This is a genomic window from Polynucleobacter sp. JS-Fieb-80-E5 (assembly GCF_018882015.1).
Taxonomy (GTDB): domain Bacteria; phylum Pseudomonadota; class Gammaproteobacteria; order Burkholderiales; family Burkholderiaceae; genus Polynucleobacter.
The window spans coordinates 207,900-221,258 of sequence record NZ_JACVPH010000001.1 but is presented as its reverse complement, the minus strand read 5'-3'; the positions used below and the strand labels follow the sequence as shown (position 1 = coordinate 221,258).

13 protein-coding genes are annotated in these 13,359 nt (G+C 44.8%); 9 read left to right on the top strand and 4 right to left on the bottom strand.

Annotation, left to right across the window (positions count from 1 at the left end; genetic code table 11):
- The first annotated feature begins 68 nt into the window (after positions 1-68).
- The 4 genes from ICN44_RS00965 to ICN44_RS00950 are packed head-to-tail and all read left to right on the top strand — an operon-like array spanning position 69 to position 3,805.
- Positions 69-1,001 (top strand): SMP-30/gluconolactonase/LRE family protein, encoded by a 933-nt coding sequence (locus ICN44_RS00965; RefSeq protein ID WP_255537313.1) that lies wholly within the window; start codon positions 69-71, stop codon positions 999-1,001.
- A gap of 1 nt (position 1,002) precedes the next feature.
- Complete coding sequence (locus tag ICN44_RS00960) at positions 1,003-1,737, top strand: GntR family transcriptional regulator (protein WP_216262124.1); 735 nt, start codon at positions 1,003-1,005, stop codon at positions 1,735-1,737.
- 6 nt (positions 1,738-1,743) lie between these two features.
- Entirely contained in the window at positions 1,744-2,793 is a 1,050-nt protein-coding gene (locus ICN44_RS00955; protein ID WP_216262123.1) for an Ldh family oxidoreductase, read from the top strand.
- Positions 2,794-2,821: 28 nt separating this feature from the next.
- Positions 2,822-3,805 (top strand): tripartite tricarboxylate transporter substrate binding protein, encoded by a 984-nt coding sequence (locus tag ICN44_RS00950; protein ID WP_216262122.1) that lies wholly within the window; start codon positions 2,822-2,824, stop codon positions 3,803-3,805.
- Positions 3,806-3,826: 21 nt separating this feature from the next.
- On the opposite strand, the gene ICN44_RS00945 is transcribed toward ICN44_RS00950, so the two are convergent.
- Positions 3,827-4,528: a pirin family protein gene (locus ICN44_RS00945; RefSeq protein ID WP_216262121.1), complete on the bottom strand. Its 702-nt coding sequence runs from the start codon at positions 4,526-4,528 to the stop codon at positions 3,827-3,829.
- An 86-nt stretch (positions 4,529-4,614) separates the two neighbouring features.
- Between ICN44_RS00945 and ICN44_RS00940 the strand changes: the two genes are divergently transcribed.
- The gene (locus tag ICN44_RS00940) at positions 4,615-6,036 is read left to right on the top strand and encodes a TAXI family TRAP transporter solute-binding subunit (protein WP_216262119.1); all 1,422 of its coding nucleotides are present in this window, start codon (positions 4,615-4,617) and stop codon (positions 6,034-6,036) included.
- 4 nt (positions 6,037-6,040) lie between these two features.
- On the opposite strand, the gene ICN44_RS00935 is transcribed toward ICN44_RS00940, so the two are convergent.
- From ICN44_RS00935 to ICN44_RS00925, 3 genes are all read right to left on the bottom strand, one after another.
- Positions 6,041-6,499, bottom strand: a complete 459-nt coding sequence (locus tag ICN44_RS00935) for a phosphate-starvation-inducible protein PsiE (RefSeq protein WP_216262116.1) — start codon at positions 6,497-6,499, stop codon at positions 6,041-6,043.
- Between the two features lie 105 nt (positions 6,500-6,604).
- Positions 6,605-7,879 carry an NAD(P)/FAD-dependent oxidoreductase gene (locus tag ICN44_RS00930; RefSeq protein WP_216262114.1) on the bottom strand — a complete coding sequence of 425 codons (1,275 nt, stop codon included), beginning with the start codon at positions 7,877-7,879 and terminating at the stop codon, positions 6,605-6,607.
- An 11-nt stretch (positions 7,880-7,890) separates the two neighbouring features.
- Positions 7,891-8,226 (bottom strand): c-type cytochrome, encoded by a 336-nt coding sequence (locus tag ICN44_RS00925; RefSeq protein ID WP_216262112.1) that lies wholly within the window; start codon positions 8,224-8,226, stop codon positions 7,891-7,893.
- 182 nt (positions 8,227-8,408) lie between these two features.
- Here ICN44_RS00925 and ICN44_RS00920 point away from each other — a divergent pair, with 182 nt between their 5' ends.
- The 4 genes from ICN44_RS00920 (at position 8,409) to ICN44_RS00905 (ending at position 13,342) form a co-directional block, all read left to right on the top strand.
- Positions 8,409-10,130: a glycosyltransferase family 39 protein gene (locus ICN44_RS00920; RefSeq protein WP_216262110.1), complete on the top strand. Its 1,722-nt coding sequence runs from the start codon at positions 8,409-8,411 to the stop codon at positions 10,128-10,130.
- Positions 10,127-11,365: an exo-alpha-sialidase gene (locus tag ICN44_RS00915; RefSeq protein ID WP_216262108.1), complete on the top strand. Its 1,239-nt coding sequence runs from the start codon at positions 10,127-10,129 to the stop codon at positions 11,363-11,365. Before ICN44_RS00920 ends, ICN44_RS00915 begins: the two co-directional genes overlap by 4 nt.
- Before the next feature lie 8 nt (positions 11,366-11,373).
- Positions 11,374-11,976, top strand: a complete 603-nt coding sequence (locus ICN44_RS00910) for a hypothetical protein (protein WP_255537311.1) — start codon at positions 11,374-11,376, stop codon at positions 11,974-11,976.
- A gap of 79 nt (positions 11,977-12,055) precedes the next feature.
- Positions 12,056-13,342, top strand: coding sequence for a DUF3300 domain-containing protein (locus ICN44_RS00905; RefSeq protein ID WP_216262104.1), 1,287 nt, complete (start codon positions 12,056-12,058; stop codon positions 13,340-13,342).
- Positions 13,343-13,359: the final 17 nt, after the last annotated feature.

The window sequence follows — 13,359 nt, the reverse complement described above, 5'->3', positions numbered from 1 at the left end:
TATTTATGGTTTAATTGTTTAATAATAAAACATACTTATCCGTATAACTTACCCTAGGAGATCCCCCCATGACGATGCACAACCCTTTCCAGCCCGTTGAGAAAATTAAAACGGAAGTGTTTTCAACTATGCCAGAGAAGTTTCGCAAAAAATCCCGTACCGGATGGTCCGATCCTAATCGTCAAGGTGCAGAGGTTGAGTGCTTTTTAGAGGGACCTTCATTCGATCGTGAAGGTAATTTATGGTTTGTTGACATTCCCTTTGGTCGCATTTTCCGCATTGACACCAAGGGCGAGTGGGAGCTAATTACTCAATATGATGGTTGGCCAAACGGCATGAAGTTTCATAAAGATGGTCGTGCTTTTATTTGCGACTACAAAGCAGGTTTGCTGGCGCTAGATCCAAAAACTGGAAAAATTGAAACTATCTTAGGATCAATGTATAGCGAAAACTTTAAAGGTTTGAACGATCTACACTTTGCCTCGAATGGCGATTTGTATTTCACAGATCAAGGTCAGACCGGTATTGCTGACCCAACTGGTCGCGTGTTTAGATTGCGTGCCAATGGGCAACTGGATCGTTTGGCGCTTAATGTGCCAAGCCCAAACGGCATTACTTTGAACACTCAAGAAAAGCATGTATTCGTCGCAGCCACTAGATCTCAGCAAATCTGGAGATTGCCTTTGATGGCTGATGGCTCTGTTTCCAAGACGGGTTTAGCAATACAGTTAACAGGTGGTGTTGCAGGTCCAGATGGTATTGAAATGGATTCAGAAAATGGTTTGTTGGTATGTCATCTTGGTATTGGAATCTGGAGATTTGATAACAATATGTTACCAACCCACTTGATCTACTCTGAGAACCCACATCACCATCATTTGGCTAATATGTGTTTTGGTGGGGCGGACGGAAAAGATCTCTACATTACCGAGTCTTTATCTGGCGATATTCTGAAAGCACATCTGCCAGTTGCTGGTAAAAAAATGTTTGGACTTTCTTAAATTGAGTGAACGATCACCGTTATATAAGTCTCTAGCCAAAACGCTAGAGCAGCGTATTTATAACGGTGATTGGCCAGTGGGATCCGTCTTGCCTGCCGAGACGGATCTTTGTCGAGATTTTCAGTCTAGCCGGCATACATTACGGCATGCACTACAAATTCTGGAGGCTAATGGCCTTATTTATCGCCATCAAGGCGCGCCTACAAAAGTGGTGTCTAGACAGCGCTTACGTCGTTTCACCCAAAGCTATAACTCTCCAATTGATATCCTGAGTTATTCACGGGATACCTATCGACAGAACATAGTCGAAGAATTTATTGAGCTAAATAAGTCTCTAAGTCAGATTGTTGGTGCGCCAATTGGATCATCTTGGTATCACATTGGCGGAATTCGAAAGCGTCAGCAGGCGGAGGAGGTCATAGCCTGGACGGATATTTATATATTGCCCCAGTTTGCTTCGTTGACAAAAGATCCAGAACATACCCAAGTAATGGTGTACGAGCAGATTGAGGAAAAATATGGCGCTCGGATCGAGAGGGCGGAGGTAGATGTATATGCCTCTCAAGTGTCGCCAGAAATTGCGGAAAAACTCCACATCAAGCCTGACACTGCATGTCTAGTCATTATTCGTCGCTATTTTGATGATCAGGATAAATTATTTGAAGTTACGGTAACGCATCATCCGGAGAATAAATATGTTTACAGCATGGAATTTAAAGCAAGCTCAGAGGCTTAAATCACAATGAACTATTTATCTATAAGTGGTGCAGAGCGTTTTATCTCGAGCGCACTTCAAGCGGAAAAAGTTCCTGCAAGTGATGCAGACATCATTGCCAATCTGATGGTGCAGTCTGATCTCGTTGGCGCGGATGGTCATGGAATTTTCCGTTTGCCATCTTATTTAAAAAGAATTCGGGCAGGTGGCGTGAATTTGAATCCCAATATTCATATTGAGCGTGAGCAGGGTGCAACTGCGTTGATTAATGGTGACAATGCCTTAGGGCATTTGGTTATGAATAGAGCTGTAGACCTCGCTATCGAAAAAGTGAAGCAGCACAGCGTATGTTGGATTGGTAGTCATTACGGCAATCATTCAGGAGCTGCTTCGGTATATGTTCGTAAGCTAGCAGAGCAGGGTTATATCGGTATTTATATGGCTGTTGGTAACGCAAATCATATGGCGCCATGGGGTGGCATTGACTTATTGTTGTCAACCAATCCAATTGCAATTGCAGTTCCAGCAGGCGATGGGCCAACAGTGCTTTTGGATATTGCAACTACTGTAGCGGCCTACGGCAAAGTAAAAGTAGCTGCGCAAAAGGGGGAGTCCATTCCAGATGATTGGATGATTGATCGCCAGGGCAAGCCAATAACGGATCCTAAAAAATCTGCCGAAGGATCTTTATTGCCCATTGGTGGATATAAGGGTTATGGCTTAGCAGTCATGATTGGCTTGCTTGCAGGCGCACTTAATAATGCAGCAGTTGGCAAAGGAACAATTGATTTCAATGCTCACCACGACTTGGTTACAAACACGGGGCAAACGATTATTGCAGTCGATCCAAGTGCGTTTGGAAACACGGAAGAGTTTATTAACAGGGTAATTGCTTTAGTGAATGATTTGAAAAATTCATCAACATTGCCTGGCGTTAAAGAGATTCGTGTGCCAGGTGAAGGCGCAGCAAAAACAATGGCAGAGAGAAGTGAAAGGGGTATCCCTGTCTCGCCCGAGCTGCTAGAGGCATTGAACGCTTGCGCTCAGGAATGCGGCATCCCCGCTTTAACGTTTTAAAAAAATACTAACTTACTGGAGGAGACATATGTTTAAAAAACTAATAAAAAACATAGTAATAAGTGCGGTAGTTGTTCCGGCGGTTGTTCCAGTATTTGCAGGGGCAGCCTGGGCTGCCTACCCAGATAAACCCATCAAAATGATGATTGGCTATGCGCCAGGAAGCTCTACTGATATTGTCGGCAGGATGATTGCCAATGATCTCAGTCTTGCTTTAAAGCAGCCCATTATTGTTGAGAATCGTGGCGGCGCAGCAGGAAGCCTAGCAGCAGATGCGGTGGCAAAAAGCGCCCCTGATGGCTACACCATCTTGTTCGCACAAAATGGACTGGCTATTAATGTGGCAGCCAATCCAAAACTGCCGTTCAATGGACAAAAAGATTTATTGCCGGTCGTTGGGGTCGCGGCAACTCCTCATATTCTGATTGTCAATAACAACTCACCAGCCAAGAGCGTTGCGGATTTAATGGCAATGCTTAAAGCCGAGCCAGGTAAATTGAGTTTTGGCTCTTCAGGAATTGGTAACTCCGATCATATGGCTGGTGAATTATTTTTAGCCACTACTGGATTACAAGCGATTCATATTCCCTATAAGGGTGGCTCACCCGCTGCTACAGACTTAATGGGCGGGCAGATCGACTTTTATTTCGCAGGCATGCCAGTAGGCCTCCCTTTGTATAAAGGCGACAAGGTAAGGGCATTGGCTGTCACCAGTAAAAATCGTTTTAGTGGCGCCCCAGAATTAGTAACGATTCAAGAAACGGGCGTTAAGGGTTACGAGATGGCTTTGTGGCAGGGAGTATTTGTGCCTGCCAAAACGCCTCAAGGAATCATCAAGGAGCTGAATAACTCTATTTTGAAGATTCTAGAAACCCCTGAGATGAAGGACCGCTTTCAAAAGGCTGGAGTGCAAATTGCCCCAATGAATACTCAGCAATTTTCAGATCTGTATTTTTCAGATATTGCTCGCTGGAAAACAGTGATTGAAAAGGCCAAAATTAAGTTAGATTAACTCTGGCCCTTGAGAAATACGCTAAGCGCTGAGGTCAAATACCAAGACTTCGGCGCTTTTTCCGTCAGAGAGTGCTAATTGGTTTTCCTCTTGCATTAAGAGGGCATCACCGCTATTTAAAAGGTGGCCATTCACATCAAGTGAACCACGAATAAGGTGAACGTAGAACTTTCTATTGGGGTCTAATGCTAGCTCGCATGATTGACCCTGATCAAAGAGCCCAGCATATACCTTGGCATCTGCATTAATTTTCACAGCACCATCAGTTCCGGTAGGGGAGGCAATGATGCGCAGCTTGCCATCTTTTTCTATTTCTGGAATGGATTTTTGTTCATAGCTCGGCTCAATTTCTAATACATTGGGCTCTATCCAGATCTGTAAAAAATGAGTAGTTTGATCTTTGGCATGGTTGAACTCGCTATGAGTAACTCCACTACCAGCACTCATGCGCTGGACATCACCTGGCGGAATGCCTTTGACGTTGCCCATACTATCTTCGTGCGCCAACTCTCCAGATAGTACGTAACTAATAATTTCCATATTGCGATGGCTGTGCTTGCCAAAACCCATTCCTGCAGCCACGCGATCCTCATTAATGACGCGCAGATTTCCCCAGCCCATAAAACGGGGGTCGTGGTAGCCAGCAAATGAGAAAGAGTGAAAGCTTTTAAGCCAGCCATGGTCAGCATAGCCGCGATCTTGGGATTTTCTAAGATTTATCATGTTTTCGGGGTGTTAAAAGTCTAATTGAAAGAATCAGAATAAGCCTATTATCATTAGCTTTAATGATATTTGTCGATCGGTAGCACATGGGAAGCTTTAAACAAGACATTCAAGAAACGTATCTAGGGCTTTCTGAGAGCGCTCGGGAGAAGTGGGATGACTTTACTCAGTTCCTACAGGAGGCTTGGCCGCTCCTCATTCTCTTGTTAGCAATACTGATGGGGATCTGGTGGTATGCAGATCCACCGCCCCCAAGACATGTCCTTATGGCCACCGGTTCATCAGGCAGTTCATACGAAGCCCTAGGGAAAAAGTATGTAGAGTTTTTCAGGGCAAAGGGAATTACTCTCGAGCTCGTAGCAACTACGGGAGCACAAGAAAACATTGATCGATTATCGGATCGCAATGACCCCGTGCAAGTAGCCTTTGTTCAAGCTGGGGTTGATCATGCCAAAGAGGTGACTGGTATTCAGTCTCTGGGCGCAATCGCCTATGACCCGATTTGGTTTTTTTATCGAGGTTCGGAGCTAAAGTCTACCGAGTCAGATTCGGTTGGCGTCGTACTTCAACATTTTGCTAATAAAAAGATTTCTGTGGGAATTGAGGGTAGTGGTACCTATGCTCAGTCAACCAAAATACTGAAGGCCGCCGGCTATGAAAAAGGAGTGCAAGTTTTCAATCTTGCTGGGCATGATGCGGTGAAAGCACTCCAGGCGGGCGAGATAGATGGAACCTTTATTGTGGATTCCTATGATGCCCCCAATGTGCAAGCCTTGTTAAACGATAAGTCGTTGCATTTAGTCACTTTTAAACGTGCAGCAGCCTATGTCAAATTAATGCCTTATCTCAATATTTTGGATGTCCCCCAAGGGGCTTTTAATTTGCCACGTAACTTTCCATCAACTGATATGAAGCTGTTGGCAACAACAACAAATCTATTGATTGATGATCGCATGCATCCGGCGATTCAATTTCTATTTTTGGAAGCTGCCAGAGAGATTAATGGCAAAGAATCTTTCTTTTCTGAGCGCGGAGAGTTTCCCTCATTTAAGGATTCCATGTTGCCTGAAAGTCCTGTTGCAATTCATTACGAGAAAAATAATTACCCTTTGTTGGTGAATTATTTTCCTTTTTGGCTAGCCGAGCTCATTAGTCGCCTCATTTTTATAATGTTGCCATTCTGTGTTTTAGGGTATCCCATTTTGCAAGCGCTGCCTGGGTATCGCGCCAGAAGAATGCAAAATAAGATTAATCGTTTATACGGCTCTTTAAAATACTTAGAGCAAGAGTTGCTCAATGGATTTAACGACGAACAGCGCGATGATTATTTAAAAAGACTCAATTTGCTCGAGTACCAGGCCTTAAATATCAATATTTCACAACGTATGTCTGATGACTACTATGCATTGCGTGCGAGCATTGATTACGTTCGAAACTGCTTAAATAGGGGCGTTCACCCCTATCAATTTGATGAGGGTGAAGGGGGAAGAGTAGAGTCCCTCTTATAAAGCATTATTCACTCTCGCCCGATCTGCTGGGAAATTTAAATGATGCGTAACGAACGACGGCATTAGCCAGGGCCAAAATGAGGATAGTCAGCCCCATAAATAGGATGGGCATATCAGCCTCATGCTTGGTATTAACCAAGTCAATGATGAGACGAGTAACGGCAGTGATCGCTACATAGATCAAAAAGCGGACTGGCATATGGTTGGTCTTGAAATAAATTCCAACCATGGCGCCAATTTCGAGATAGATAAAAAGCAAGAGGAGATCTTCAATCGAAGCTGAGCCCTTGTTGACCATTCCCAAGAATGCAACAGCCGCAGACCAAACGGTTGCAGCACCGATTCCGAATAGCGCAATCCGATGGAATAAAGAGACAAATAAATTTCCAATGGGGACAGTCCATCTTTCAATGGCATTCTCTAGTTTGGATGCATCCTTTGGTGAAGTAGGGGTCATGCTCATAAAGTCTCCGATTTATTTAATATGTTTTACTTAGTATAGGTATCTATAGGGCCATGTAAACAAAAAAGAAGCGCTCAGCCTCATTTTTTTAAGTATTAACTTAGATCAACCCAGGCTGTCTGCCCAAATATTGTGAGCCCAGCCCCAGGCATATACCCCTTCAAGAGTGGAGGGTGCTGGAGAGAGGCCTCCTGATCCTGGAACTGGCTTGAAGGTTTTTTCGGCAGCAATGTACTGGTGGACGCTAGCGACGTGAACCACTTCTCGGTCATTTACAAAGCTATAGCAGGTATTGGTGAGAACTGGTGCGGGGTTAACTTCCCAATTACTCAGCTCTGCCACAATGGCAGCAGCAGCTACCTTGGCGTGTTGGTTAGCCATATGACCTGATTTGGGCATTGCATAGGCAACTTGAATCGAATCTCCTAAAACATGAATATCTTTTTGCGCGGTGGATTCAAAGTTTAGGAAATTTACATTGACCCAACGACCATTAGAGTTAGCTAAGCCTGTTTTAACAGCAATCTCACCAGCACTCATTGCAGGCAATAGATTTAAAACATCCGCCTTAATATCATCTTGAACTTCAAGCTTAACCATTTTGGTTTTTGCATCTACTGCCACCACATTGTGTTTTGGTAAGTACTCAATCAATCCTGAATATTGCTCAGCCCACACTTTTTTGAATAGAGCGCCCTTTGAGGTGACATCTTGATTGGCATCCAGAATTAGCACCTTAGACTTTGGCTTATTGTGCTTGAGATAGTTTGCGACTTGGCAAGCGCGCTCATAAGGACCAGGAGGGCAGCGATACGGTGCTTCCGGAATGCTGATGGCAAAAGTGCCACCATCGCGCATAGAGGCGAGTTGTTTATGTAAGGCGGTAGTTTCAGGACCCGCTTTCCAGGCCTGGAGTGTGACGCCAGCTTTATTGGCTTGTGCAAGCCCCTCAATGCTATTCATCATCAAGGTAACGCCAGGTGAAACTACAGCCTTATCGTAGCGCAAGGTTTTTCCAGAGGCGAGTTTGACTGTTTTCTTATCAGGATCCATGCTGGTGACGCTATCCTGAATGATCTTGATCCCATGACGTTTGCTGAGGTTGTCATAAGAGCTGGTGATATCAGAGAGGGTGCGTGAACCACCTACAACTAAGTTTGAAAGCGGGCAGGAAATGAACGTAGGGTTTGGTTCAATCAATGTCACCTTAGCAGTGTTGTTAGAGAACAGGCGTAAATATTTAGCAGCAGTAGCACCGCCATACCCTCCGCCAATCACAAGGATTTCTGCTTTTTGTAAATTGGCCTTCGCTTGGCCAGAGAAGCCTGCAAGTAAGCCGATGGCAGCTGCGCTATTCCCAATAAAGTGTCGACGATCCATGATGTGCTTCCTTATTGTTTCTTGCCAAGTTGATTGGCAATGGTTTCGAGTTGCTCGTCTGAGTAGCCTTTAGCTAGTTGAGGCATGATGGTGCCTTCACGCGCACCAGATTTAAACGCTTTCAGTTGAGTCAGTATTTGTTCGCTAGTAAGGTTGTTTATCAACGGCATCCCACCATCAACCACACCCTTACCATCTGTTCCATGACAGTTTGCACAAGTAGCAGCTAGCCCACTTTTGTATAAATTACTGGCATCAGTGTTTTGAGCAAGAGCGGAGCCGCTCCAATGACTTATGGCAATATAAATGGACAAAAGGATTGCGGGTTTTAAATGCTTTGCTTGCATCAAGACTATCTCCGTTCGGAATATTTTCTGGGTAATAAGTTGTACATTGCTTTTTTAGCATCTTAATCAAGAAGGCGTTGCAATGGGTTATTCATTTCAGATTCATTTTTCATAAGCCCATTCGAAAATATGGCCAACTTTGGTTTTAATTGAGTTTCCCATAAGCCCTATAAACTATAGCCATGCGAGCTTCATTCTCTTACCGTTCCGCCTTATTGATACTCCTTTTAGGTGTATTTACCTACCTTTATGGTTTGGATAGCCGATTTGCGCCAAAAAACGGTGATGAGTACCCCTATATGCATATTGTGCGCATGACGGCGGAGTCGAGCCATTGGCTGCCTCTGCAGTCTGAAATGGATGGCATTAAAAACACTAAGCCGCCATTGATATTTTGGCAGGGTATTGCTAGCACGCATTGGGCAAGCGAATGGAGTTTGGCAAATTTGCGTTGGCCTAGTGTTTTATATACCGCACTTACGGCATTTCTCTTATTTTTAGCAGTCCGACGTTTCAGTGGCAAAACGCAAACTGGAATATTGGCAGCATTAGTTTGGCTTTCCTTTTTTGCAACCTATCGCTACGGTCGACCATTCTTAGCGGATCCCCCAGAAGTATTTTGGGTATCGCTACCATTTATGGCGATTTTGTATTGGGGTAAGAGTGCGTTTGAATCTAAATTCTTTTTCCCATTGATGGCGGGGATTTGTTTTGGTCTTGCACTATTTGCAAAATCTTTTGCCTACATCGTTCCTGCTACTTTTGCTTTGGGACTGTATTACTGGCGCTGGCGGCAGTGGAGTATTCCTCAGGCACTTATCCGCGACCTATATAAGTTGATCCTGATTGCTGTACTTGCCCTAGGCGTATTTGCCTTGTGGTTTGCCATGGACCCCTATCCAGAAGCTGTTTGGAACGAATTTGTACTGGGCGAGAATGCCGGTAAGTTTGCTGCTCGCCAGTCTAGTTATTTAATGGATTTGCTGCGCGGTGGAGACAGCATTTGGCTTTTAATTTTGACGACGATTGCTAATGCAGGCTTATTTAGCTTTGTGTTGATATCGAGTTTGATGCAATGCTGGCGTGCACGTCGCTTTCTGAATTTAGAAGAGGTTCTATTACTGCTCTTGATAGCAGCGTTCTTTATTGTGTTCAGCTTACCTAGTCAGCGTTCAGGTCGTTACCTTTTGCCAGTGATGCCAGCGTTTGCGGCGCTAATTGCCTTATATTGGGATAAGTTGCCTTTATGGGGCTTCCGCATTGCCTTGCTTTTGCAATTACTGGTGTTATCGCTCTTGCTATGGATTGGTATCAATCTTCAGTTCTCACAATTTATGGGTGATGCTGGCGCATGGACTTACTCCTATTGTCATTGGATTCTCATGGCGGCAGGAATATTGCTGGTCTTGCTTGGCTTACTGAATCGGCGTTTTACTAAAACCATTTCTTTGGCAGCCTGCTTTTTGGTTTATTGCGGGTTGACTAGTAGTCTTGCTCCATTAGAAGGGCGCTTAGGGCGCTACTCGGCAGAAACGATTGCTCAGTTGCAAGGCAGGGATGTTTGGATTCCTTGTGACTATCGAGCCAAGGATGAGGAGTATCGATTGTTGCTGCCGGGTGCAAAGCTGCATGGCTATTTAGCGAAAGATGCTAGTGATGTCGCAACTCTGACATCCGCCTACCCTTTAGTTGCGGTACATACTTCTTTGGGTGCTCAGCCTCCACTCTGTGATTCTTGTCAGATTGTTGGACAAAGAATGGAGATGAGAGCCCGTCACTCTAATGAAGAAATTCAGGAAATGTTGATGGGGCAGATTGGCAAACATTTATTTGTCAATGAGTACCTGATCTCTACACCGGTAGCGAACCCAGATTTATCGAACTTAAAGGATGTTTGTAGATGAGTCGTGTCATTGCCCTTTGTTTTTTGTTGCTTGCTGCAGTGATTGGCTTTCTGCATATTGATAGTCACCCAGTGTGGGCGCCATTTGCTACTCCTTCTTTCCAGGTAGATGAAGTTCTGGATGAGCCAGCAGTAACGAAGACAAAAGGCCCCATCAAAATCAACATTCCTATACCGCAATCACATTGGCTTCCTGATACTGGTGCTGCCTCAGTCCATGCAGCTTCAATGATTGCTCTCAAAGATGGTGCAGTGAGAGCATTTTGGTTTGCCGGTAGTCGCGAGGGTGCTGCTGATGTATCGATCTACAGCTCCGTATATGACCTGAAGTCTTCTAGCTGGAGTGCGCCTATTGTTGTGATGGATCGCATTAGTGCGGAGAAGGGGCTTTCACGTTATATCGCTAAGTTAGGCAATCCTGTACCAGCCAGATTGGCCGATGGTCGTCTGCAATTGTTCTTCGTCACCGTCTCTATTGGCGGTTGGGCAGGTAGTTCAATTTCTGCCATAACATCGGATGATGAAGGTTTGACATGGAGTAAGCCGCAACGCCTCATTAGCTCCCCCTTACTGAATTTAAGTACCCTCGTGAAATCCCCTAATGTGATGTTCGCCGATGGTCTACTGGGCTTGCCAGCCTATCATGAATGGATAGGGCGTTTTGGCGAGTTTCTAAGAATAGAGGCGGGTCAAGTAATCGATAAACGTCGTATGAGCTCTGGACGCAGTGCGATTCAGCCACTCGTATTTGTAAATGATGCGCAAGATGCCAGTGCTTATTTTCGGCAAACACGAAGCTCTGGGTTGCCAAAGCAAATCCCGGTTAGTCATACAGAAAATGCGGGTCAAACATGGCATCAGTCAGAAGATTTGGCCATTGCCAATCCCAATTCTGCAGTTGCTGGGCTTGTTCTCAAAAGCGGCGCTCGTATTTTGGTTTTAAACAATACTGAAAATGGGCGTTATCGTTTGGTCTTATTGATGAGCGATGTCAAATCTGGGCAGTGGCAAACCATTGAGGTATTAGAGGATGATGAAGCTATACTTGAAGCTCAACGTAAAGAATTCTCATACCCTTACTTAATCACTGTAGTTGGCGATGATGCGCATTTGGTATACACCTGGGATCGCAAGAAGATTCGGCATCGATATTTTTCTGGTGCTTGGTTAAAGCATGCCTATCAGCAAGTAAGCAGGACTGAAGCAGATCCGGCTCATCAGGAGGTGCAGCAATGAATCAGTTTATGCAAATCATAGCTTTGATTGAATTGTCTATTTCTTGTGCGGTAGTGGGTGTTTGGATCTTGCAAAAGTTTTCTCCAAATACTTTTCCATTTGCTATCAAAGTATTTTTAACCCTTCTGATGGGAAATATTCTATTTTGGCCGTTAGGTATGAACTTACCCTTGGTTGCCTATGTGCGTGGCTTGACTGGTGATCTGAGCATCGTGTTGACTTTATTGTTGTGGATCTCATTGCTACCAGCCAATAAGCCCGCACCGATTGTTTTCAAATTTGCCGTGGCAATCATCGCATTATGTTTTTATCCATTTGCCTTGGGCTTGGGAATGGCCGATCCTTATGCATGGGGTTACGGATCTATTTCATTTTTAGTTGCGGTCCTATTTTTTGCTTTAGTGTGTGGCTTGGCAAGTTGGACGAAGGGCGTATGGGTTATTGCTATCGCCATTCTGGCTTGGACACTCCATTGGCATGAGTCTGCCAATCTTTGGGATTACTTGCTGGATCCATTCTTGGCCATCTGGGCTATGTGCGCCTGTATCGGCATGGTATATAGAAGGAAAAGGGACAAAGCCCGTTCTGGATATTTGTTTAGACCGGGTTAGGGCTCATCAAACGCAAGGTTGTAAAGTAATATGAATCTCGTGAGTTATTGAATTTACATAAATCAATGCTGAGGCAGATATGAAGCAGACAAGTCAACAAAGTATTCCTGTGTTGAGTAAGAAAGTGGGATTTCTGACAGTAGTAACAATCACTTTCGGATCTCTTCTCAATGGATGCGTTATGAATCCCGGTCCTTATCAAGAAAGTGGATATTACCCTCAAGGGTATACACAAGGTGGGGGATACGGTGGTGCGGGCTACAACGCGGGGCCACAAACCATTTCTTCAGAGCAATTGCAGTCATTGGTTTCCCCAATAGCGCTGTACCCCGATTCTTTGCTTTCGTTGATGCTCCTTGCCTCAACCTATCCGTTAGAGGTAGCAGAAGCCCATAATTGGCGAACTAGCAATGCTTCATTGACGGGCGATGATCTGCAAAATGCACTCAAGGCCCAATCTTGGAACGATAGCGTTAAATCTTTAATGTCATTTCCAAAAGCATTCAATATGATGGGTAAAAAATTAGAGTGGACCCAGAATCTAGGTAATGCATACAAGCTCCAGGCAGCAGACACCATGAAAGCAGTTCAAGCACTCAGAAAAATGGCTGTTCAAGCTGGTACCCTGAAGTCTAATAATCAAATTACTGTAACTACTGATGTAAGCGGTAATATCTTGATTGGCCCAGCCAATACAAAAGTAGTTTATGTCCCAAGCTATAACCCCACACTTGTTTATGGGCCATGGCCTTATCCAGAGTACCCACCATATCCTATCTATGACCCTGCTTGGGGTCTGATGACTTTTGGTGTGGGCTTTATGATCGGCGATGATTTTTGGGCGCAACCCAATTGGAATGATGGCACGATTAACTCTACGAACATCAATGCATCTGGGCGCATACCTTCTCGCGCAATTATCGGACCAGCAAATGTTGCTAACCAGCAGCGCTTGCTGAACGACTGGAAAAATAAAGCGACTCCAGAGGAGAGGCAGGCGGCCAGAATGGATGGTCAACGCGCTAATAATGCTTTTCAGAAAGATGCAACTCCTGAAGAAAGAAATCAAGCAGCGCGTTTAAATCAAGAAGCACGCAATGATGCCCAGATGGATAGATCTAATCCCAATATCTATCGCGAGGCCGCTCAAGAAAACGCTTTGCGAGATCAGGCACGCTTTGATGGCAATCAAGATCGCTCACGTAGCTTTGATGAGGGTGGGCGAGATGGTGGATTTGGCGGTGGTCATATGGGTGGATTTGCCGGTGGTGGTGGCGGACATATGGGTGGATTTGGTGGCGGTGGAGGCGGTGGAAGCCATATGAGTGGCTTTGGTGGTGGGCACATGAGCGGTTTTAGGCGTTAACCTTTATTGAGAGAAAA